The following is a 19535-nucleotide window of genomic DNA, read 5'->3' as shown; positions in this document are numbered from 1 at the left end:
TTTCAATTTATTAAAATCTGTTTAAATACCTATTTATATAGTCTCTGCGTTAACATAATATGACATTCTGACGGTTTTCGGGCAGGTTTTAAGGCGTGGCGCACGGGGTGGCGTGCGTGTGGCGGCGGGGGCGCTGTATATGGCTTGGCGGCGATGCGTCGGTATGCCCCTGCGTAACGCCCTGATGCTCAATGCGTTGCAAAAGGCCATGTTTTAGCCTGCAAAAGACGGCCTTTTGGCGTGTAAAAGGTGCCCTTTCGGAATGCAAAAGGGCACATATCGGAAAACGGCCGCTGCACGGGCACATTTCAGCACGGCACGGGCGCCGGCACGACATGCCCCGCAGGCAAGACTGAGCGGCGGCAGGGCGGCCTGCCGGAAACAGTGACGCCGCCGTCTGCCGCGGCTGAGATATTCTTATGGTTTTGCGTGATTATAACAAATAAAATGCTTAACTTTGCATTCGACTGAAAGATAAAAGAATAATGGACGATAATTTCGATATAAGAAAAGAGTCGCTGTCGTCGGCCGAGAAGGAGTTTGAGAACGCCCTCAGACCGCTGCGCTTCGGCGACTTCAGCGGACAGCAGAAGGTGGTGGAGAACCTCGAGGTGTTCGTAGAGGCCGCCAAATACCGCGGCGAGCCGCTCGACCACACCCTGCTGCACGGCCCTCCCGGACTGGGAAAGACCACGCTGAGCAACATCATTGCCAACGAGCTGGGCGTGGGCTTCAAGCTGACGAGCGGCCCCGTGCTCGACAAGCCGGGCGACCTGGCAGGCATACTGACGTCGCTCGAGCCTAACGACGTGCTGTTCATCGACGAGATTCACCGCCTGTCGCCCGTCGTTGAGGAGTATCTCTACTCGGCTATGGAGGACTACCGCATCGACATCATGATAGACAAGGGACCGTCGGCACGCTCGATACAGATTGACCTCAACCCCTTCACTCTCGTGGGGGCAACAACCCGTAGCGGACTGCTCACCGCGCCGCTGCGCGCCCGATTCGGCATCAACCTGCATCTGGAATACTACGAACCCGAGACGCTCACCAAGATTCTGAAGCGCTCGGCATCGATACTCAAGGTGCCCATCGACGACGACGCTGCCGTAGAGATAGCCCGCCGCAGCCGCGGAACGCCACGTATAGCCAACGCCCTGCTGCGCAGGGTGAGAGACTTTGCGCAGGTGAAGGGCACGGGACGCATAGACACAGCCATATCGAAGGTGGCGCTGACGGCGCTGAACATCGACCAGTATGGCCTCGACGAGATTGACAACAAGATTCTGCTGACAATCATCGACAAGTTCAAGGGCGGCCCCGTGGGCATCACCACCATAGCCACGGCAATAGGCGAGGACGCCGGAACCGTTGAGGAGGTGTATGAGCCTTACCTCATCATGGAGGGATTCATCAAGCGCACGCCGCGCGGACGTATGGTCACGGAGCTTGCCTACAACCACTTCGGCCGCAATCCGTATGCCGGCAACGTGATGGAGCCCGACCTCTTCGGCATGGGATAGGCCATGCTGACGGTGCAGTCAGACAGAATGTATATATAAAAATCAACAAAACAACAGATAGAAATCAATGCAGAGAACAGGCATTTTCGTAGGAAGCTTCGACCCCTTCACCACCGGTCATCATGCCATTGTCAGACGTGCGCTGCCGTTGTTCGACCGGATTGTCATCGGCGTGGGCTTCAACGAGCGCAAGAAATACATGTACAGCGCGCAGACAAGGGTGAAGGCCATTGCACGCCTGTATGCCGACGAGCCTAAGGTGGAGGTAAAGGAATACAGCGACCTCACCGTCGACTTTGCCCGCCGCGAGGGCGCCGGCTTCATCATCAAGGGCGTGCGCAGCATCAAGGACTTTGAGTATGAGCGCGAGCAGGCAGACATCAACCGCAAGATAGGCGGCATAGAGACCATCCTGCTGTATGCCGAGCCTGAATATGAGAGCGTGTCGTCGAGCATGGTGCGCGAGCTTATCCACTTCGGCAAGGACGCCGCCGAGTTTCTGCCCGCACCTGAGCAGGGACGCAAGACAGAGATTAAGGAGCCTTAAGACGTGCCCGCAGAGGGCAATATAACGCCTTCTGACGCACTTAAGCGCATCTTGGCTATAACTTACCGCACGCCGTGCGGCAAGCCTTCAGAACGAAAATAAACAGCAAAATATGATAACATACAACACCGACGGCGTAAAAATGCCGGCAATAAGAAAGCGCGACACATCGGCATGGATAAAGGCCGTGGCCGCCGAATATGGCCGCAAGGTTGGCGAAATAGGATATATGTTTGTCAACGACGACAAGATTCTTGAGGTTAACAACGAGTATCTGGGCCACAACTACTACACTGACATCATCACGTTCGACTATGACGAGGACGACACAATCAGCGGCGACATAGTCATCTCGCTCGACACCGTGCGCTCAAACGCCGAGCAGCTGGGCAAGGACTACAACGAGGAGCTTCACCGTGTGATTATCCACGGCATACTGCATCTCTGCGGCATCAACGACAAAGGCCCCGGAGAGCGCGAGATTATGGAGGCTGCCGAGAACAAGGCGCTTGCCATGATTAAGCTCTGAGAAGCCCCGAGAGGATAAAAGTAATGGGACCAATAAGACCGATGGCCGTGCAACAATATCAGCACAGGCGCCATATCAGTCTTATTGGTCCCATTACTTTTATCCCGTCAGCCCTTTATTTGCCTGCCGAGAGCTCCACTCCCTTCTTCACGATGTCGCTTGTCTCGTTGATAATCTGGAAGTATTCGCTCATGTCGAAGAGGTCGCGCGCCACGAGAGCCTTCAGCTGCGATTTCAGATAGGGCAGCGTGCGCTGCAGTTCTTCGTCGTCTTTCGGCTTTATCTTCTGCTTCTCCGCCTCCTTCATTATCTCGTCGATAAGTTCCTGCGGCACCTCAAAACGGCTTCTGAACGCCTCGAACGTCGGGTAGTCGCCTACGAGTTGCTTGCGGTTCTTGTCGATATATCTCAGGTCGGTGTTTATCACTATGCCCTTCAGCACGAGCTGGCGGTGGAACTTGGTGTACTGAAGTGTGTCCAGAGGCACGAACGTGTCGGGCATTATTCCGCCTCCGCCGTACACCGTGCGGTGCTCTTTCAGCGTGTAGAACTTCAGCGAATCGGCGAAGTGAATGCTGTCGCGGTTGGTCAGTTCGCCGTGTTTCAGGCGCTTCTCAAAGTCCATCGCATAGTCCTCTATGTCTCCTTTGGTGTATGGCTTCTGTATGCATCGTCCCGAAGGAGTGTAGTAGTGGGCAATGGTTAGTCGTATCATGGAGCCGTCGGGCAGGTCGATCGGGCGCTGAACGAGGCCCTTGCCGAACGTGCGGCGGCCGATTACGATGCCGCGGTCGTGGTCTTGTATCGCTCCGGTAACAATCTCTGCGGCCGACGCCGTGAACTCGTTGACGAGCACATACACGCGTCCTGTCAGGAAAGAGCCGTTGCCGCGCGCCTTATAGTCCATGCGTCTGATGCGGCGTCCGTCGGTATATACAATCAGATCGTCCTTCGGCAAGAACTCGTTGGCTATCTCCACGGCAGCCTGCAGATATCCTCCGCCGTTGTCCTGAAGGTCGAGTATCAGGTCTTTCATGCCCTCGGCTTTCAGCTTCTCCATGCCTTCCATAAACTCCTTGTATGTCGTCGCGCCGAAGTTTCCTATCCTTATGTAGCCTATCTGCGGGCGAATCATGTAGACGGCGTCCACGCTCTTCACCGGAATCTTGTCTCTCTTCACCGTGAAATACATCACGTCGGGCACGCCGCGGCGCACAATTCCCAGCTTCACCGTTGTGCCTCGGGGTCCGCGCAGACGCTTCATTATCTCCTCTTTCTTCATCTTCACGCCCGCAATGGCAGTGTCGTTCACGTTCACTATGCGGTCGCCTGCCATGATGCCCACCTTCTCCGACGGGCCTTTCGACACGGGCTGAATGACGAGCAGCGTGTCGTCAACCATGTTGAACTGCACGCCTATGCCGTCGAAGTTGCCCTGCAGCGGTTCGTTCATTGCCTTCACTTCCTCCGGGTCGGAGTAAGATGAGTGGGGGTCGAGCTTCTCCAGCATGCCCCTTATAGCGTCCTCAACGAGCTTCTTCTCGTCAACCGAGTCGACGTAGAGGTTGTTTATTGCCATTTCGGCTATCTGCAGCTTGCGCAGCGGACTGTCGTAAGAGAAGTCGATGTTCATCTGCGCGCCGGCCGGAAGGCACGACATGACAGCCGGTGCGACGGCAACGAGGGCCTTGGTGGCAGTCTTTGCCAGTGCGGCTTTTATCTTTCTGATGGTTGTGTTTATCATTGTTGTGATGTTTCTTTTATGGGATGATTGTGGGGGATGGGACTTATGGGAGGAACGGATGTTGTGGGAGAGATGGGAGGAATGGGACTGATGATGCGCGGATGAATGACTCTTGCATTGTTTTCATGCTTATTCTGCATGGCTTTTGTGTTTACTTTGCATGGCTTTCATCCTTCTTCCGCATATCATTAATGCCCCTTCCACGTATCATTAATGCCCTTTCCGCATGCTCATTATGTTTCATCAGCATTGCCGTTGGACTTATTCTGCGTCTCCTTTACGTTCCTTTTGCCCCTTGTCAGAACTTTTCTTCCTCTTCGGGACGGTCTTCCTCTATCACCAGGTTGTCTATGATGAAGTTCTGTCGCTCGGGCGTATTCTTGCCCATGTAGTACTCCAGGAGCTTCTGCACCTGGTCGGTCTTGTGCAGAGTAACCTGCTCGAGGCGCATGTCGGGGCCGATGAAGTTGACAAACTCGTCGGGACTTATCTCTCCAAGACCTTTGAATCGGGTTATCTCAGGGTCGGGACCAAGCTCCTCTATGGCCTTTACGCGCTCCTCGTCGCTGTAGCAATAGCGGGTGATGAAGTCGCCCTTCTTGCCTTTTACGTCTTCGAGCGCCTTCTTGTTGCGCACCTTCGTGCGGCGGTTTCTGACGCGGAAGAGCGGCGTCTGCAGCACGTATACGTGTCCCTTCTTGATGAGTTCGGGGAAGAACTGCAGGAAGAAGGTTATTATGAGCAGTCGGATGTGCATGCCGTCGACATCGGCATCGGTTGCAACAATCACCTTGTTGTAGCGCAGTGTGTCGAGTCCGTCCTCAATGTCGAGGGCTGCCTGAAGCAGATTAAACTCCTCGTTCTCGTACACCACCTTTTTGGTGAGTCCGAAAGAGTTGAGCGGCTTGCCCCTGAGAGAGAACACAGCCTGCGTGTTTACGTCGCGGCTCTTGGTGATAGAACCGCTCGCTGAGTCGCCCTCGGTGATGAAGATGGAGCTTTCCTCCTTGCGGTTGTTCTTCACGTCGGAGAAGTGTATGCGGCAGTCGCGCAGCTTCCGGTTGTGCAGGTTGGCTTTCTTGGCGCGCTCGCGTGCCAGCTTTGTCACTCCTGCCATCTCCTTTCTTTCCTTCTCGCTGGCCTGAATCTTCTGCAGCATAACCTCTGCCACGTCGGAGTGTTTGTGCAGATAGTTGTCCACCTCGTTCTTGATGAAGTCGCCCACGTACTTGTTTACGCTGACGCCGTCGGGGCTCATGGTAAGCGATCCGAGCTTAATCTTGGTCTGACTCTCAAACATCGGCTCCTCGACGTTGACGGCTATGGCTGCCACGAGGCCGTTGCGGATGTCGGTATATTCGAAGTTTTTGTTGAAAAACTCCTTTATCGTGCGGGCTATGTGCTCCTTGAACGCGCTCTGGTGAGTACCGCCCTGCGTGGTGTGCTGTCCGTTTACGAACGAGTGATACTCCTCGCCATACTGGTTGGTGTGCGTGAACGCAATCTCGATGTCTTCGCCCTTGAGGTGTATTATGGGGTAGATGCCGTCGTTGGTCATCGTGTCGTTGAGCAGGTCTTCAAGTCCGTTGCGGCTCAGAATCCTGCGTCCGTTGTACATGATGGTCAGTCCTGTGTTCAGGTAGGTGTAGTTGCGCAGCATCGTCTCCACGAAGTCGTGGTGGAAAGAGTAGTTCTTGAAGAGCGTGTCGTCGGGCACGAAGTATATGTATGTACCCGTCTCGTCCTGCGTCTCCTCGGTTGTGTCGCTCTTCAGCACGCCGCGTTCGAATGTCGCCGTGCGCACCGTTCCGTCGCGGTAAGACCTCACCTCGAACCTGGAGCTTAGCGCGTTGACGGCCTTGATGCCCACACCGTTGAGTCCGACGCTCTTCTTGAACGCCTTGGAGTCGTATTTACCTCCGGTGTTTAGCACGCTTACGGCCTCGATGAGCTTGCCCTGCGGTATGCCTCGTCCGTAGTCGCGCACCATCACGCTGAGGTTGTTGTCTATGTCGATCTCGATGCGCTTGCCGGCGTTCATCTTAAACTCGTCGATAGAGTTGTCGATAACCTCTTTGAGCAACACGTAGATGCCGTCCTCGGGCATGGATCCGTCGCCAAGTCGGCCGATGTACATTCCCGGTCGGGTGCGCACGTGCTCCATGTCAGACAGGTGCCTGATATTGTCGTCAGTATACTCGGTTGTAATTTTATTCTCTTCGCTCATAAAATTCCAAAATTAACAATTAAAAGTTAAAAATTAAACATCGTGGCCGGCATATGGTGGCAGCTGGGTGTGGCGTTGTCAGCTATTTCTTGCTGTCTACACCCTTCAATGATCTCAATATTGAGACAAGAAGACTTATGATGTTCTTCAAGTCGGTGTTCATTGAGTAGTAAATCTTGTCTTCCAGTATGTCTGTCGAGTGGAGCAGCCACAGCCAATATTTGGTTTCAGACGCTTCTTTGAGCGCGATGCTCATCTTGCTTATAAAGTCGGCTTTGCTTTGTGCAAATTCAGCTTCATAAAGATTGGCACCTATGCTGGTGCCGCAACGCAGCAGCTGGTCGGCAAGCGAGTATTCACGTTTGGTTTCCCTTATGAACCTGCTGCACTTAACAATGCGTATGGCGAACTTCTCCGCCTTTTCTTTCACAATGTTATTGCCGTCAGCCATAATCAACGTTGTTTAATTGTTACCACACTTCTGCCAGCTTAAGTTGATATGATCACCGCCTGCCATCCCCCTCGCTGTTTAATTTTTACTTTTAATTTTTAATTATTTTCTGCCGTTTGCCGGCAGAAAATCTATATCCACTTCTTGTAGCAGCGTCTTCTCTTGTGGAGGATGGTCTCGAGATACTGCCACTGGCTCTGCACGTTCTCGTTGGTCTCCATCTCAACCTGGCTCTCGCCCCATTTGAATCCGTAGGCCTGATAGCGCGGGATGAGGTCGTAGAACATAAGGGCGTTGGCACCCTTCATGCGGTATTCGGGCAGCACTCCGAGCAGCAGCAGGTCTACGCCCTCGGTCTTGTGAGCCTTCAGAGCCCTCAGCACGTGCCACCATCCGAAGGGCCAGAGCCTTCCGCGGCGGCACTTCTGCAGCGCCTTCGACAGCGACGGGATGGTGATGCCCACGGCCACGGGCTTGTTGCCGGCGCTGCGGTCCTCTACAACGGTGATGAGGCTGAGGTCGGCCAGGGGGAAGTACATCTTGATGTACTGGTCGATCTGCCTTTCAGACAGTTCCGAATATCCGTACAGGTCCTTGAAGCAGGTGTTTATCAGCTCAAACATCTTCTTGCCGTAGCCGCCCTCAAACACGTCCTTCTTGGTCAGTTTCCTGATGTGCAGGTCGTAGCGCTTCTGTATCATCTCGGCTATCTTGGTGTATTTCTCGGGCACTTTGTCGGGCACCATGAGCTTAAACTCCACATAGTCGTTGTCCTTCTCGAAGTCGCCCAGCTTCTCCATGTGCTCCGGATAGTACGGATAGTTGTATATGGTGGCCATAGTGCCCAGCTGGTCGAATCCCATTGTGAGCATGCCTTCGGGGTCGAGGTCGGTGAATCCGAGCGGACCTATCATCTCTTCCATGCCTTTCGACTTGCCGTATTTCTCAACGGCGTCGAACAGGGCCCTAGACACGTTGATGTCGTCGATGAAGTCTATCCATCCGAATCTGACGCACTTGCGCCCCCAGCGCTTGTTGGCGCGGTGGTTGATTATGGCTGCCACGCGGCCCACCATGCGCCCACGTCCGTCGAACGCCATGAAATACTCGGCCTCGGAGAACTCGAACGCCGCGTTCTTGTCCTTGCTCAGGGTGTTCAGGTCGTCGCTGAACAGTGTGGGAACGTCATACTCATTGTCCTTGTAGAGGTCATAGTGAAAGTCTATAAACCGCTCAAGGTCTTTCCTTGTTTCTACTTTTTTGATTTTAATAGTTGACATTTGTCTTACTTTATATTAGACAACTTAAACATGCAAAAATACGAGTTTTGCGCCATATAAAAAAATAAATAACGCTAAATCAGCCTTTTTAAGGCTTTTTGGGCATTGTATGTAAGCTTTTTATGCACATCTGCCACATGGTCCGTGCCGCCTTCAGACAGTGTCCTTGCTGCCTGTCTGTGGCCGTGCCGAGGCGCGCCCTGATGGCGCCTGCCGTGTGCCTGTTTTCCGAAAGGTGCCCTTTCAGCCTCCAAAAGGCCACCTTTTGCACGCCGAAAGGCCATCTTTTAGAGCCTGAAACATGGCTTTTTGCAACGCGCTGAATGTCAGTATGTTACAACGGCGGATAAAACCGGCGCATCATCGGGCCGCAATCAGCGCCGCGATGTCATTTTTTCGGGTCTCCGGCACGTTTTTCAATGTATCTTTAAGGCTTTTTATTCATTGCGCCTGAACATGCGGACGATAATTTTAGTATCTTTGCACATATCAATCATGCCGCGGCATAATGGCAGTCAGTCTGACGCTCCGCGGCATGTGAAAGACAAACTTTTTAACCAGTAAAGATTATGAACACAGTTATAGAAAACATGAAGACACGCCGCAGCGTGCGCGCCTTCGACCCCGACCGGATGCCGGAGCGCAGCCTTATCGAGGCTGTGGCAGAGGCAGGAACCTACGCCCCAACGGGCCGCGGAGCGCAGTCGCCGCTCATCGTTGCCGTAACATCAAAGGCCGTTCGCGACCGCCTCTCTGAGCTCAACGCCGCCGTGATGGGCACCGAGGCCGACCCCTTCTACGGCGCGCCGGTGGTGCTCGTGGTGCTGGCCGACCGCACACGCCCCACTTATCTCTACGACGGATCGCTCGTAATGGGCAACCTTATGAACGCCGCACACGCTCTCGGACTGGGCAGCTGCTGGATTCACCGCGCCCGCGAGGTGTTCGACAGCGAGGAAGGCAAGGCCATGCTGCGCGCATGGGGCATTGAGGGCGACTATGAGGGCATAGGCCACTGCGTGCTGGGATACCCGCGCGAGGGTGCCGTCAGAGAGGCTGCGCCGCGCAAGGATGACTACGTAAGATTTGTTGAATAACACATAACGCACACACACAGATGAAGATAAACATGACCGAATGGGCCAAAGCCGTCATCGACAGCAAGAAGGTGATGGCTGTGCCCATAATGACACATCCCGGCATCGAGATGATAGGGCGACGCGTGATCGACGCCGTGAGCGACGGCGAGGTGCACTTCAACGCCGTCAGGGCGCTTGCCGGACGCTACGACACGGCTGCCGCCACAGTGATAATGGACCTCACCGTTGAGGCTGAAGCCTTCGGCGCCGACATCGCCTTCGAGCCCGACGAGGTGCCGGCCGTCAGGGGGCACATGCTCAACAGCGCCGACGACATAGCACGTCTGCAGGTGCCGTCGCTCAGCGCAGGCCGCGTGCCGGCATATCTCAAGGCCAATCTGCTGGCCGCCCGTGCCATAACCGACCGCCCCGTGCTTGCCGGATGCATCGGACCTTTCTCGCTTGCAGGCCGTCTCTACGACATGTCGGAGATTATGATTCTGATATATCAGAACCCCGAGGCTGCCGCCATGCTGCTCGACAAGTGTACCGACTTCATCCTGAAATACTGCATCGCGCTGAAGAAGACGGGCGCCAACGGCGTTGTCATGGCTGAGCCTGCCGCCGGACTGATGTCTGACGACGACTGCATGCGCTTCTCTTCGGTCTACGTCAGGCGTATTGTCGAGGCCGTGCAGGACGACTATTTCACCGTCGTGCTACACAACTGCGGCAACACCGGGCAGTGCACCAACGCCATGACTGCCACCGGAGCCGCCGCATATCACTTCGGCAACAAGTGCGACATGGAGCAGGTGTCGCGTCAGGTGCCGCCCACGGCTCTCACCATGGGCAACCTCGACCCCGTCAGTCTGTTCAAGTCTGCCACGCCCGACGAGATGCGCCGCGCCACCACAGACCTGCTGCGCAAGATGAGCAACTATCCAAACTTTGTGATATCAAGCGGATGCGACACCCCGCCGCACACTCCGTTTGCCAACATCGATGCCTTCTTTGAGGCTGTCGGCGAGTGGAACAGCAAACTGTAAGCGCAGGTTCTGTCAGTTCGTCAGAGGCCTTGCAGCATGACGTAAAGGTCATGGTCAGACTCGATTCATATTGACAGACCCCGCCCGACATACTTAACTACATAAGCCGCTGCACCCTCCGAGGGCCGCAGCGGCGTCATGCGGCGCAGCGTTGTGCCGCTTTTTAATCAGAATAAAATGCTAAAACAGGAAATAATTTTCGACGACCTCAACATCCTTCCGTCTGAAGTCTACGAGCAGATGGGCTATGGCGACGCCGTGCCCGACGCTGCCGTGCAGGCCGAGACCTCTGCCGTCATGGAGCGTATAAAGGCCGTTCTGCGCCCGCGTTTCTGCTTCTTCATCACTCCCGGACAGCTCGATGCAGAGCAGCATGTGCTCACCGTAGGCTCAGTCAGCTTCAGCGTGGGGCGCATCATCAGCCGGCAGCTGCGCGGCTCGCAGGCTTTCGCCTTCTTCGTGGCCACCGCCGGCGAGGAGTTTGAGCAGCTTCAGCACCGCCTTAAGGACGAAGACGACATGGTGAAGGTGTTTGTTGCCGACTCAATAGGCAGCGTCATAGCCGAGAAGGCGGCCGACTGCATGGAGCTTTCACTGCAGAAAGCCATTGATGAGCGCGGCTGGCGCCACACCAACCGCTTCAGTCCGGGCTACTGCGGGTGGCATGTCTCTCAGCAGCAGATGCTCTTCCCCCTGTTCGGCGAGGAGCGTCCGTGCGGCGTAAGCCTTACCGACTCGAGCCTTATGGTGCCCATCAAGTCGGTGAGCGGCGTGATAGGCCTCGGTCCTTCGGTGCGCAAGCTCGAATATTCGTGCGGTCTATGCGACTTCAAAGACTGCTACAAGCGCCGCCGCAAGAAGTAGTCTGCGGTGCGTTTGGCATGATAACGTGATTCATCTCGCGTCGCGTTGCCTTACATTATATGCCGTGTCGCTTTTCATTATGCGTTCAGTTGTCTTTTATAGTCTGGCATATAGTCTTTTATTATCGTGCGTATAATCCTTTAAAACGGGCCTTTCTGCCTTTTTATTGCGCGTCAGACATGGCTTGAAACATATAGAAAAGCGCGGCAAGTCCACATAGGGCTTGCCGCGCTTTTTGCTGTATCATAATTCAGTTTTGTTGTCAGTGTCCGTTGAAGAATATGTAGAGAGCCACCATAACCACGGCAAGCAGCGTCCATGCCACCACAACTGTGCGCTTTGGTCTTTCGCTCAGCTTCACTATCTCGGGGCTTACCGTTGCCTGCTTGTTGCATAGGCTGACGATAATCATGCTGATGATGAGGATTACGAAGATGTAGAACGACAGCATCATGAAGTGCACCTGCTCCGTGGCTCCCGGTATAACCCACAGGTAAAGGATGCCCGAGCCGATGCTGAAGATGGTTCCGAAGGTGAGCGTTACGTTGGCGGCGAGCGTCGTGCAGCGCTTCCAGAACACGCCCATGACGAACACTGCCGCCATAGGTGGTGCGATGAAGCTGAGCACCGACTGGAATACGTTGAAAAGGTTCATGCCCTTTATGTTGTCAACAGCCACGGTGATGACTATCGACACCAGTGCGCCTATGACGGTTATTATGCGTCCTGTGCGCATTATTTCCTTCTGTGTGGCCTCCGGACGGATGTTCTTCACGTAGATGTCCATCGTGAACACCGTGCTCAAGGCGTTGAGCGCAGAGCCTATGGTGCTGATGAGCGCGGCGGTGAGAACGGCAAGCACGAGGCCAACCATGCCCACAGGGAAGAGGCTCGACACAAGAGTCATGTAGGCGTTGTCGGCCTCAATGGTCATGCCTCCGAAGAAACCGGTCTTCCAGAGGGCGAAGCATACGATGCCGGGGATGATGTATATGGCCACGTCGAGTATCTTCAGCCAGCCCGTAAAGTTAGCTCCCTTCTGTCCTTCGCTGAGGTCTTTGGCTGCCAGTACGGGCTGAACCATCGACTGGTCGGTGCACCAGAACCACAGTCCGCTTATAGGATAACCCAGCAGTATGGGCAGCCAGGGGAAGTCTTTGTCGCTGTTGGGCTGAAAGAGGTTCCAGTAATTAGACGGCACAATGTCGGGATTGGCCAGCACGGCGATGCCTCCTGTGAACGAGTCGCCGCCGAGGCGGTATATTCCTACGAAGGTCAGCGTGGCCGAAACGAGTATGAGCAGCACCATCTGATATACGTTGGTGTAGGCCACGGCCTTCAGTCCGCCGAGCATTGTGAAGAAGGCGGAGATGCCGAGCAGCAGGAATGCCGACATCCACATGGGTATGCCGAACACCTGGCGTATGATTATGCCACCCGCGAAGAGCGTCAGCGCGAGCCACGAGATGAGTATCGTGACGATGGTATACCACGCCAGCATGTTGCGTGTGGACTGTCCGAAGCGCAGGCCCATAAACTCGGGCAGGGTGGAAACCTTGCTGCCGAGATAGCGCGGGGCGAAGACGAAGGCGAGCAGGGCTATGAAGACGAAGGCGTACCATGCGTAGTTGCCCGACACGACGCCCGTGGTGAAGCCGGCGCTTGCCGACGCTATGAGCATAGAGGGGCCTACGTTGGTGCCCCACATGGAGAATCCTATGTGATGCCAGCGCAGAGAATGTTCGGCAAGAAACAGGCTGCTGCCCTTCTTGCGCTTGGTGCTTGCCCATATGCCGATGGCAAGCAGGATGACGAAGTATGCTATTAGTATGCCCCAGTCGAGGCCATGTAATGATTGTGAGTTCATGGATATGTTGTTTATTTGGTAGTTATAGTAGTTAAAGGAGTTATCGCGGGCTGTGCCCGCTCAGTAGTTAAAGTCATTAGCCTTACAGCCGGTTGGCGGCTTTATGGGGGATGTATGACTTATGGGAGTAATGAGACCGATGCGCTGCAGATGATGTAATGACCGGCGTATTTAGCCTTGTTAATAACCGGCAGGGCATTTGGCTTTAACTCCTTTAACTACTCTAACTCCTTTAACTCCTTGAAATATTATTCTTTTCCCTTCACCAGCTCCCTTGCCACCTTCACTGCTTCGTTGGCATTGTCGCTGTATCCGTCGGCTCCTATCTCGTCGGCGAAGGCCTGGCTTACGGGCGCTCCGCCCACCATAATCTTCACCTTGTCGCGCAGTCCGGCGTCTTCCACGGCCTTGATTACATCCTTCATGTAGGTCATTGTCGTGGTAAGCAGGGCGCTCATGCACAGGATGTCGGCGTGGTTGTCCTTCAGAGCCTCTACAAACTTGTCGCTCGGCACATCGATGCCGATGTTTATCACCTCAAAGCCGCTGCCCTCGAGCATCGATGCAACGAGGTTTTTGCCTATGTCGTGCAGGTCGCCCTTTACCGTTCCGATGACCACGCGGCCTATCGTAACGTCGGCCTTGCCTGCCATGAGTGGCTTCAGCAGCACGAGGGCGGCCTTCATGGCGCGTCCTGCCATGAGCAGCTGGGGCACAAAGGCCTTGCCGTCCTGGAAGCGCTGGCCCACCTCGCCCATGGCGCGTATCATCTGACTGTTGATGATGTCCTGCGGAGCCATGCCTGCGTCTACGGCCTTCTGCGTCGCTTCGGCTGCCTTGTCGGCGTTGCCTTGCAGTATGGCGTCGAATATCTCGTCGCTTGCCGATGGCTCGTTTGCGGCCTTCGGCGCGCAGCATTCACAGGGTTCGGCGGCATGGTCGTGCCCGTGGTTTTCTGAAAGGTCACCTTTTGCATTGTGAAAGGCCACCTTTTGCACGCTAAAAGACGGCATATTGGAGCCTAAAAGGCCACCTTTTGCAACGCCCTCATTATCAGATGGTTGCGCAGGGTGGGGCGAAAGGATAAGTCCTTCGGCGGGAACCACGGCTTCGGCAAGCTTTCTGATGTGCATGTCGGTTGTGCCGCAGCATCCTCCCACGATGTTGAGCACGTGCCACTCTATCAGCGGCCACAGCTCGCGCTGCAGCATCTCGGGCGTGTGGCTGTAGCGTCCCTCGGCGTCGGGCATGCCGGCGTTGGGGTAAAGGCTTATCATGTAGGGCGTAGTCTTGCCGAGATGTACGAGCATGTCGGCGGCAAGGCTTACGTCAGAACAGCAGTTTACGCCCACCGACATGATGTCGCTGCCGGCAACGGATGCGAGGAAATCCCCGATGCTCTGTCCCAGCATGTTGTGTCCGTCGGCAGTGGCTATGCTGAAGCTCAGCATCAGCGGCAGACGTTTGCCTGTCTTGCGCATTGCTCCGCGTGCCGCCTCGATGGCCGCCTGCGCGTTCTTTGTGTCGAATATCGTCTCTATCAGCAGGGCGTCGACGCCGCCTTCAATCAGCGCTTCGGCCTGTTCTGCGTAGGCGTCGCGCAGAGTGTCGTAGCTGAAGGCATGCCAGCCCGGCTGTGTGGTGTCTGATGTTATTGAGCAGGTCTTGCTCGTCGGACCCATCGAACCTGCCACGAAGCGCGGCTTGTGCGGTGTCTTGGCTGTAAATTCGTCGGCAGCCTTGCGCGCTATGCGGCACGCCTCGAGGTTTATCTCGCGGCAGAAGTTCTCCAGATGATAGTCTGCCATGGATATGCGCTGCGCGTTGAAGGTGTTTGTCTCGATGATGTCGGCTCCGGCTTCGAGATACTTACGGTGAATGTCCTCAATGACGTCGGGGCGCGTAAGGCACAGAAGGTCGTTGCATCCCTTCACGTTCACGTCATGCCCTGCAAGCCTTTCGCCGCGGAAGTCGGCCTCGCCGAGGCGTCGGCTCTGTATCATCGTGCCCATGGCTCCGTCGATAACGAGTATGCGGTTGCGTCCTGCCGATACGATGGGGCAGCCGTCGAGCCAGTCGGCAGGCACCTTGTCGCCCTTGTCGGCAAGCTCCTCAAACTCGCGTTCGGCGCTCTCTATTATTGCCTCCACGTCCTTATCGGCGTCGTTCTTGCCGCCGCTTATGCGTATGGTGTTGTCCTCCTGCTGCGGTTTCTTTGCCTCGTCCTCCTGATATTCCTCAACGATGCGCATGGCTTTCTCCACCTCGTCCTCGTTGTGGAAGTCCATCTCTATATGCACTCCGTTGCCTCCTATGTTGTCGAGCAGCGGCCGCAGTTCGTCGAGCGTTACCCAGCATGCCATCACACTCTTGCCTCCTGCCAGTATCTTCTTGTACAGGTCGTACCATTTAGGCGAGCCACCCTGCGGCTCACCTACGCCCGGAGTCCATTGTATTGCGTTGAGTTCCTCAATCTCGAGCAGCGCCGGCAGATGATGAAGGGCGCCAACTCCGTCGAGATGATACAGCGTGTAGTCAATCTTCTGGCACTGTTCGCGTATGAAAGGCTGCACAAAGCGGCGGTAGTCTTCCACGCTTATCATCGTTGATATGTCGCTCTGCAGCTTGCTCATCTTGCCCGGTGCCCACGAAGAGAAGTAGCAGAAAGCCATCTCGTCGCCCTCGCGTATTATGTCGTAAAGCTCGTCGAACACCTTGAAGTAGATGTCGTTTATCTGCTGCATCTGCCGTTCCAGCACCTCAGGCTGCGTAACCGTGTCCATCAGCACCTTGTCGGTGCCCTTCAGAGCCGCCAGAACGTCCATGCCTTCCATGAGGTCGGGCATGCCCACATAATAGTTGCCCTTGGCCTTCTTCTTACATTCCGTCAGCAGTTGCTTGTGCAGCAGCCAGTTGGGATGCTCCGGATTAAACTTTATGTCGTCGGTGAAGTCAGGGTCGGGGTGTATCCATATCGTGTCCTCTCCGCCTTCGAACACGCCTCCAAGGATAGCGGCGAGCGAGCCGGGGCCCAGCTGTGTGTTTGCAACCGGCAGCATATCGGCCTTCAGACAGCTGTGAGCCACATACCAATCGAGATATTCCGCGCGCCATTTCGGGTCGAACCATTTCTGGTTGAGGTCCTTCGGGGCTGGCGGCGCAGGCACATCGGCATGCGGCTTGACGCCTTCCTGAAAGTGTTCCCACATGTTCAGCACAATGCCCTTGTGGTTCCACCATTGTATGTATCGCTGTTTTGTTTCTTCAAGATTCTTTTTCCACATGTTCAATAAGTAGTTATAGTAGTTAAAGGAGTTATCGCCGGCCGTGCCGGCTAGGAGTTAAAGTCATTTGTCTTGTTGGTAAATGACTCTATATTTTTATTTAATTGCTGATTGTCAGGCGGTTAGATAGGTCTGAGGTGTTGTCTCCGGCCGTGCCGGTTAAGGGCTAAAGCCATTGGCATTGCGGGCAAATGACTCTATATTTTTTATTTTGTTGCTGATTGTCAGGTGGTTAGGGTTGTTAAAGAAGTTATCGCTTTGCGTTCCTGCTTATGGCAGAAGCTATTGTATTAAATGTCTGTTTACTTATTGTAAGATTGACGATAAGCGTTCAGACTAATGGCTTTAACTCCTAGCCGGCACGGCCGGCGATAACTACTTTAACTCCTTTAACTACCAATTTAACCTATTACCACTCAATCCCTCCAAACCTTCCGTCAATCTTTATATATTCTGTCTTGCTCAGGTCCATGTCGTCTGTGCAGTCTACCGGCTCGGGATAAACAGGTATTTCGGCACCTTCGCGCACGTAGACGGGCATCAGTTCGAGCGGCACATTGAGGTCTTTGAGCCACTTTCCGCCGCTGTAGCGCTCGCCGGTGAAGAAGTTCACCCAGTTGCCTTCAGGCAAATAGACGTCGCGGCGGCCTTCGCTGTTCATCACGGGAGCCACGAGGAAGTCGTCGCCGAAGTAATATTCGTCGTCGATATGCCAGCACATGGGGTCGTCCGGGTGATGGAATATCAGCGCCTGGAGCACCGTTGAGCCGCCGCTTACGGCCTTCCGGCTTTCCTGAAGGATGTAAGGTATGAGCTTATAGCGCAGCTGCCACCATCTCTTCACTATCGGGGCGATGGCAGGGTAGTGCCAAGGCTCGCGCTTGTTGGTGCCGTGATAGCGGATGTGTGACGAGAAGACGCCGAACTGAGTCCAGCGGACGTAGACGTCATCACGTACACGTGAGTTCATGAAGTTGGGCAGAGTGTGGAATCCGGGCACGTCGTGGCTCCAGAAGGCGAAGCCCGACAGACCGAAGTGAAGTCCGCCCTTGAGCGATCCGGCCATGCCGTCCCACGAGCTGCATGAGTCGCCTCCCCAGTGCAGAGGATAGCGCTGGCAGCCCGCCCAGGCAGCTCTTGCCCATACTATGCCGTCGCCCGTAACCTCCTTGGTAACCTCATAGGCAGCCTTCTGATACAGCAGCGCATAGAGATTGTTGAGCAGTTCGGGCTTCATGTTCTTGTAGATGGCATCCATGTGGATGTTTTCGCCGAAGTCGGTCTTTATCGCTGCCACGCCCATGTTCAGCAGACGGCGCAGCAAACCCTTGTACCACTCGGTGGCGGCGGGGTCGGTGAAGTCGATTGTTCCGGCGTAGTCGAGGGCCGAGAAGTTAGAACCTTCGCCCTCCTGCTGCTTTGTCAGCGTGCAGATATAGTGGTTCTTGCGCGCCTCGTCAATCTGTTCGGCATCCTCAGCCACGTAGGGCAGCTGCCACAGAGTTACGCGGTAGCCCTTGTCCTTCAGGCCGCGGATGAAGCCTTCGGGGTCGGGGAAGCGCTCTTCGTTGAACTTCCATTCGCACAGCCAGTCGGTCTTAAACCAGCCGGTGTCCAAGTGTATCACGTCGCAGGGATAATGTTCGCGGCGCATGCGGTCGCAAATCTCGTTCACCTCGTCGGCACTGAAGTATGTCATGCGGCTCATCCACACGCCGAAGCTCCACAAGGGAGGCATCGAGGGGTAGCCCGTCAGGTCGCGGTAGCCGCGGATAATCTCCTCCATAGAGTCGCCTCCGATGAGGAATACGTCGAGCATGGCCTGGTCGCTGAGGAACTCTACCGAGCGCGTTGACACTCCGGCGAGCGACAGCTTGCTGTGGGCGCAGGTGTGATAGAATGCTCCGTACATGCGGCTCGACACGTAGAACGGAATGTTCTTATATGTGCGGCGGTTGTTTACGCCCTGTCCGTCCTGGTTCTTGAGGAAGAACGTCTGTCCGCTGAGGTCCATCTTGGTGAAGCGTTCGCCCGTTCCGGCAAAACATTCGTCGGCCTTGCACTCGAACGACATCGTGGCGCGCTCCTTCTGTCCGTCAAGCTTGCAGAAGCCTATGGGCAGCGCGTCGTAGCGCGGAGGCGAGAAGTGGTCGTAGGCGGCCAGGCGTATCTCGCGCTTTCCGTCGGGATACAGCCTTATGTCGAGCGTCTCCTGCGGGTCGGGCAGCAGCGTGCTCCAGCGGTCGAGCTCGGGCTCCTGTATGTTGATAACGGCCCTGACGGTGCCTTCGGGGTCGGTGACGGTCCATCGGCCGTTGCCGAAGCTTACGCTCAGCGGCGTCTTCTTAACCCTGTCGCTCATCTGCAACATCTCCGACTCGTCGGTCATCTGCTCCTCGCCGAAGCCTATGAACAGGCGCAGGATCTTTGGCTCATACTGCCTGATGATGAGCGTATATTCCTCACGCGGCACGCCGGTGTCGGCTGCCATGTCGTTGGCCAGTATCTGCTTCTGGAACGGAACGAGCACGCAGATGTCGCCGTCGTTCTCGAACACGGCTGAGGGTTTGCATGCCTTCCATAGCGACTCGTTGCGGCTAAGGCTGACGTCGAAGTCGAGAAAGTCGAAAAGATGGTAGTTTGTGGGTTTCATTTTTTTGTTTGTTTTTATATGTTTTTTGCCGGCTTTTTCAGTCCTCCGTCCCCTTGCCGTTAGTGTTTCGTGGCCGGGGGCGCGGCTGTGCTAATTATGCCTTCTGTTATTATGCTTTTCAGGTTTTGTCTTGTGGCCGTGTGGCTTGTGTGCGCCGGCTGCGTGCCGGTGTGCCGTTGCGGCCTGCGGCGGCATGAGTTGCCGTGGCTGTAGATATGACGCAGCGGTGTTGTTTTTGTACTATGCCATAAGGCATAATGTTCGAGCGTCGCTCTCTGTCCATTGTTGTTTGCGTATTATCGTGTTGTCCGTTGCCGTAGCCGTGTGTCCGCGTGCGGTCTGCTTACGGCCCGTCCTGCAGCCGTTGCCCTGTAGTGGGCGTGCAGGAGCTATGTTGCAAAAATAAGAAAAATAGCCTTAACGGCAAAGGATTAT

13 protein-coding genes and 3 pseudogenes are annotated in these 19535 nt (G+C 55.2%); 6 read left to right on the top strand and 10 right to left on the bottom strand.

The features are described from left to right. Positions 1-485: 485 nt before the first annotated feature. The 3 genes from ruvB (at position 486) to ybeY (ending at position 2602) form a co-directional block, all read left to right on the top strand. Positions 486-1526 (top strand): Holliday junction branch migration DNA helicase RuvB, encoded by a 1041-nt coding sequence (gene ruvB, locus ACU52_RS03875; protein ID WP_053397826.1) that lies wholly within the window; start codon positions 486-488, stop codon positions 1524-1526. Positions 1527-1593: 67 nt separating this feature from the next. Next, a complete protein-coding gene (coaD, locus tag ACU52_RS03870; protein ID WP_021855771.1) occupies positions 1594-2073 on the top strand; it encodes a pantetheine-phosphate adenylyltransferase in 480 nt (159 codons plus the stop codon). 112 nt (positions 2074-2185) lie between these two features. Further along, positions 2186-2602, top strand: coding sequence for an rRNA maturation RNase YbeY (gene ybeY / locus ACU52_RS03865; protein WP_021855770.1), 417 nt, complete (start codon positions 2186-2188; stop codon positions 2600-2602). 115 nt (positions 2603-2717) lie between these two features. Here ybeY and ACU52_RS03860 read toward each other — a convergent pair whose 3' ends face one another. The 4 genes from ACU52_RS03860 to ACU52_RS03845 all read right to left on the bottom strand — a co-directional run bounded on the left by ACU52_RS03860 (position 2718) and on the right by ACU52_RS03845 (position 8304). Beyond that, complete coding sequence (locus ACU52_RS03860) at positions 2718-4262, bottom strand: S41 family peptidase (RefSeq protein WP_053397856.1); 1545 nt, start codon at positions 4260-4262, stop codon at positions 2718-2720. Positions 4263-4644: 382 nt separating this feature from the next. Beyond that, positions 4645-6573: a DNA topoisomerase IV subunit B gene (locus ACU52_RS03855; protein WP_021855768.1), complete on the bottom strand. Its 1929-nt coding sequence runs from the start codon at positions 6571-6573 to the stop codon at positions 4645-4647. Between the two features lie 82 nt (positions 6574-6655). Further along, positions 6656-7024, bottom strand: coding sequence for a four helix bundle protein (locus tag ACU52_RS03850; protein WP_053397825.1), 369 nt, complete (start codon positions 7022-7024; stop codon positions 6656-6658). A gap of 131 nt (positions 7025-7155) precedes the next feature. Next, positions 7156-8304, bottom strand: coding sequence for a hypothetical protein (locus ACU52_RS03845; RefSeq protein ID WP_053397824.1), 1149 nt, complete (start codon positions 8302-8304; stop codon positions 7156-7158). Between the two features lie 569 nt (positions 8305-8873). Between ACU52_RS03845 and ACU52_RS03835 the strand changes: the two genes are divergently transcribed. From ACU52_RS03835 to ACU52_RS03825, 3 genes are all read left to right on the top strand, one after another. Beyond that, positions 8874-9401, top strand: coding sequence for a nitroreductase (locus ACU52_RS03835; protein ID WP_053397822.1), 528 nt, complete (start codon positions 8874-8876; stop codon positions 9399-9401). Between the two features lie 20 nt (positions 9402-9421). Continuing rightward, on the top strand, positions 9422-10432 hold the full coding sequence (locus tag ACU52_RS03830; protein WP_053397821.1) for a uroporphyrinogen decarboxylase family protein: 1011 nt from the start codon (positions 9422-9424) through the stop codon (positions 10430-10432). Positions 10433-10609: 177 nt separating this feature from the next. Continuing rightward, positions 10610-11296: a vitamin B12 dependent-methionine synthase activation domain-containing protein gene (locus ACU52_RS03825; protein ID WP_053397855.1), complete on the top strand. Its 687-nt coding sequence runs from the start codon at positions 10610-10612 to the stop codon at positions 11294-11296. A gap of 262 nt (positions 11297-11558) precedes the next feature. On the opposite strand, the gene ACU52_RS03820 is transcribed toward ACU52_RS03825, so the two are convergent. The 6 genes and pseudogenes from ACU52_RS03820 to ACU52_RS14965 form a co-directional block, all read right to left on the bottom strand. Beyond that, positions 11559-13163, bottom strand: coding sequence for a sodium:solute symporter (locus ACU52_RS03820; RefSeq protein WP_053397820.1), 1605 nt, complete (start codon positions 13161-13163; stop codon positions 11559-11561). A 248-nt stretch (positions 13164-13411) separates the two neighbouring features. Next, positions 13412-14035: pseudogene (locus ACU52_RS15790) on the bottom strand (corrinoid protein); the annotation flags it as partial. A gap of 243 nt (positions 14036-14278) precedes the next feature. Next, a pseudogene (locus ACU52_RS15785) lies at positions 14279-15415 on the bottom strand (homocysteine S-methyltransferase family protein); the annotation flags it as partial. After that, positions 15391-16453: pseudogene (locus ACU52_RS15780) on the bottom strand (corrinoid protein); the annotation flags it as partial. The pseudogenes ACU52_RS15785 and ACU52_RS15780, both read right to left, overlap by 25 nt. Positions 16454-16856: 403 nt before the next feature. Then, on the bottom strand, positions 16857-19100 hold the full coding sequence (locus ACU52_RS03805; RefSeq protein ID WP_053397819.1) for a glycoside hydrolase family 31 protein: 2244 nt from the start codon (positions 19098-19100) through the stop codon (positions 16857-16859). A 118-nt stretch (positions 19101-19218) separates the two neighbouring features. Beyond that, complete coding sequence (locus tag ACU52_RS14965) at positions 19219-19383, bottom strand: hypothetical protein (RefSeq protein ID WP_156316879.1); 165 nt, start codon at positions 19381-19383, stop codon at positions 19219-19221. Positions 19384-19535 lie beyond the last annotated feature (152 nt).

It is taken from the genome of Xylanibacter rarus (genome assembly GCF_001275135.1).
Classification (GTDB): domain Bacteria; phylum Bacteroidota; class Bacteroidia; order Bacteroidales; family Bacteroidaceae; genus Prevotella; species Prevotella rara.
Note: the sequence above shows the minus strand (reverse complement) of the source record. Positions and strands in the feature narration are given on the sequence as shown.

Excerpts from the sequence above, each read along its gene's own strand:
- ACU52_RS03830 (WP_053397821.1), top strand. The coding sequence starts at position 9,422 with ATGAAGATAAACATGACCGAATGGGCCAAAGCCGTCATCGACAGCAAG.
- ybeY (WP_021855770.1), top strand. The coding sequence starts at position 2,186 with ATGATAACATACAACACCGACGGCGTAAAAATGCCGGCAATAAGAAAG.
- ACU52_RS03855 (WP_021855768.1), bottom strand. The coding sequence starts at position 6,573 with ATGAGCGAAGAGAATAAAATTACAACCGAGTATACTGACGACAATATC.
- ACU52_RS03860 (WP_053397856.1), bottom strand. The coding sequence starts at position 4,262 with ATGTCGTGCCTTCCGGCCGGCGCGCAGATGAACATCGACTTCTCTTAC.
- ACU52_RS03825 (WP_053397855.1), top strand. The coding sequence starts at position 10,610 with ATGCTAAAACAGGAAATAATTTTCGACGACCTCAACATCCTTCCGTCT.
- ruvB (WP_053397826.1), top strand. The coding sequence starts at position 486 with ATGGACGATAATTTCGATATAAGAAAAGAGTCGCTGTCGTCGGCCGAG.
- ACU52_RS03835 (WP_053397822.1), top strand. The coding sequence starts at position 8,874 with ATGAACACAGTTATAGAAAACATGAAGACACGCCGCAGCGTGCGCGCC.
- ACU52_RS03845 (WP_053397824.1), bottom strand. The coding sequence starts at position 8,304 with ATGTCAACTATTAAAATCAAAAAAGTAGAAACAAGGAAAGACCTTGAG.
- ACU52_RS03820 (WP_053397820.1), bottom strand. The coding sequence starts at position 13,163 with ATGAACTCACAATCATTACATGGCCTCGACTGGGGCATACTAATAGCA.
- coaD (WP_021855771.1), top strand. The coding sequence starts at position 1,594 with ATGCAGAGAACAGGCATTTTCGTAGGAAGCTTCGACCCCTTCACCACC.
- ACU52_RS03850 (WP_053397825.1), bottom strand. The coding sequence starts at position 7,024 with ATGGCTGACGGCAATAACATTGTGAAAGAAAAGGCGGAGAAGTTCGCC.
- ACU52_RS14965 (WP_156316879.1), bottom strand. The coding sequence starts at position 19,383 with ATGGACAGAGAGCGACGCTCGAACATTATGCCTTATGGCATAGTACAA.
- ACU52_RS03805 (WP_053397819.1), bottom strand. The coding sequence starts at position 19,100 with ATGAAACCCACAAACTACCATCTTTTCGACTTTCTCGACTTCGACGTC.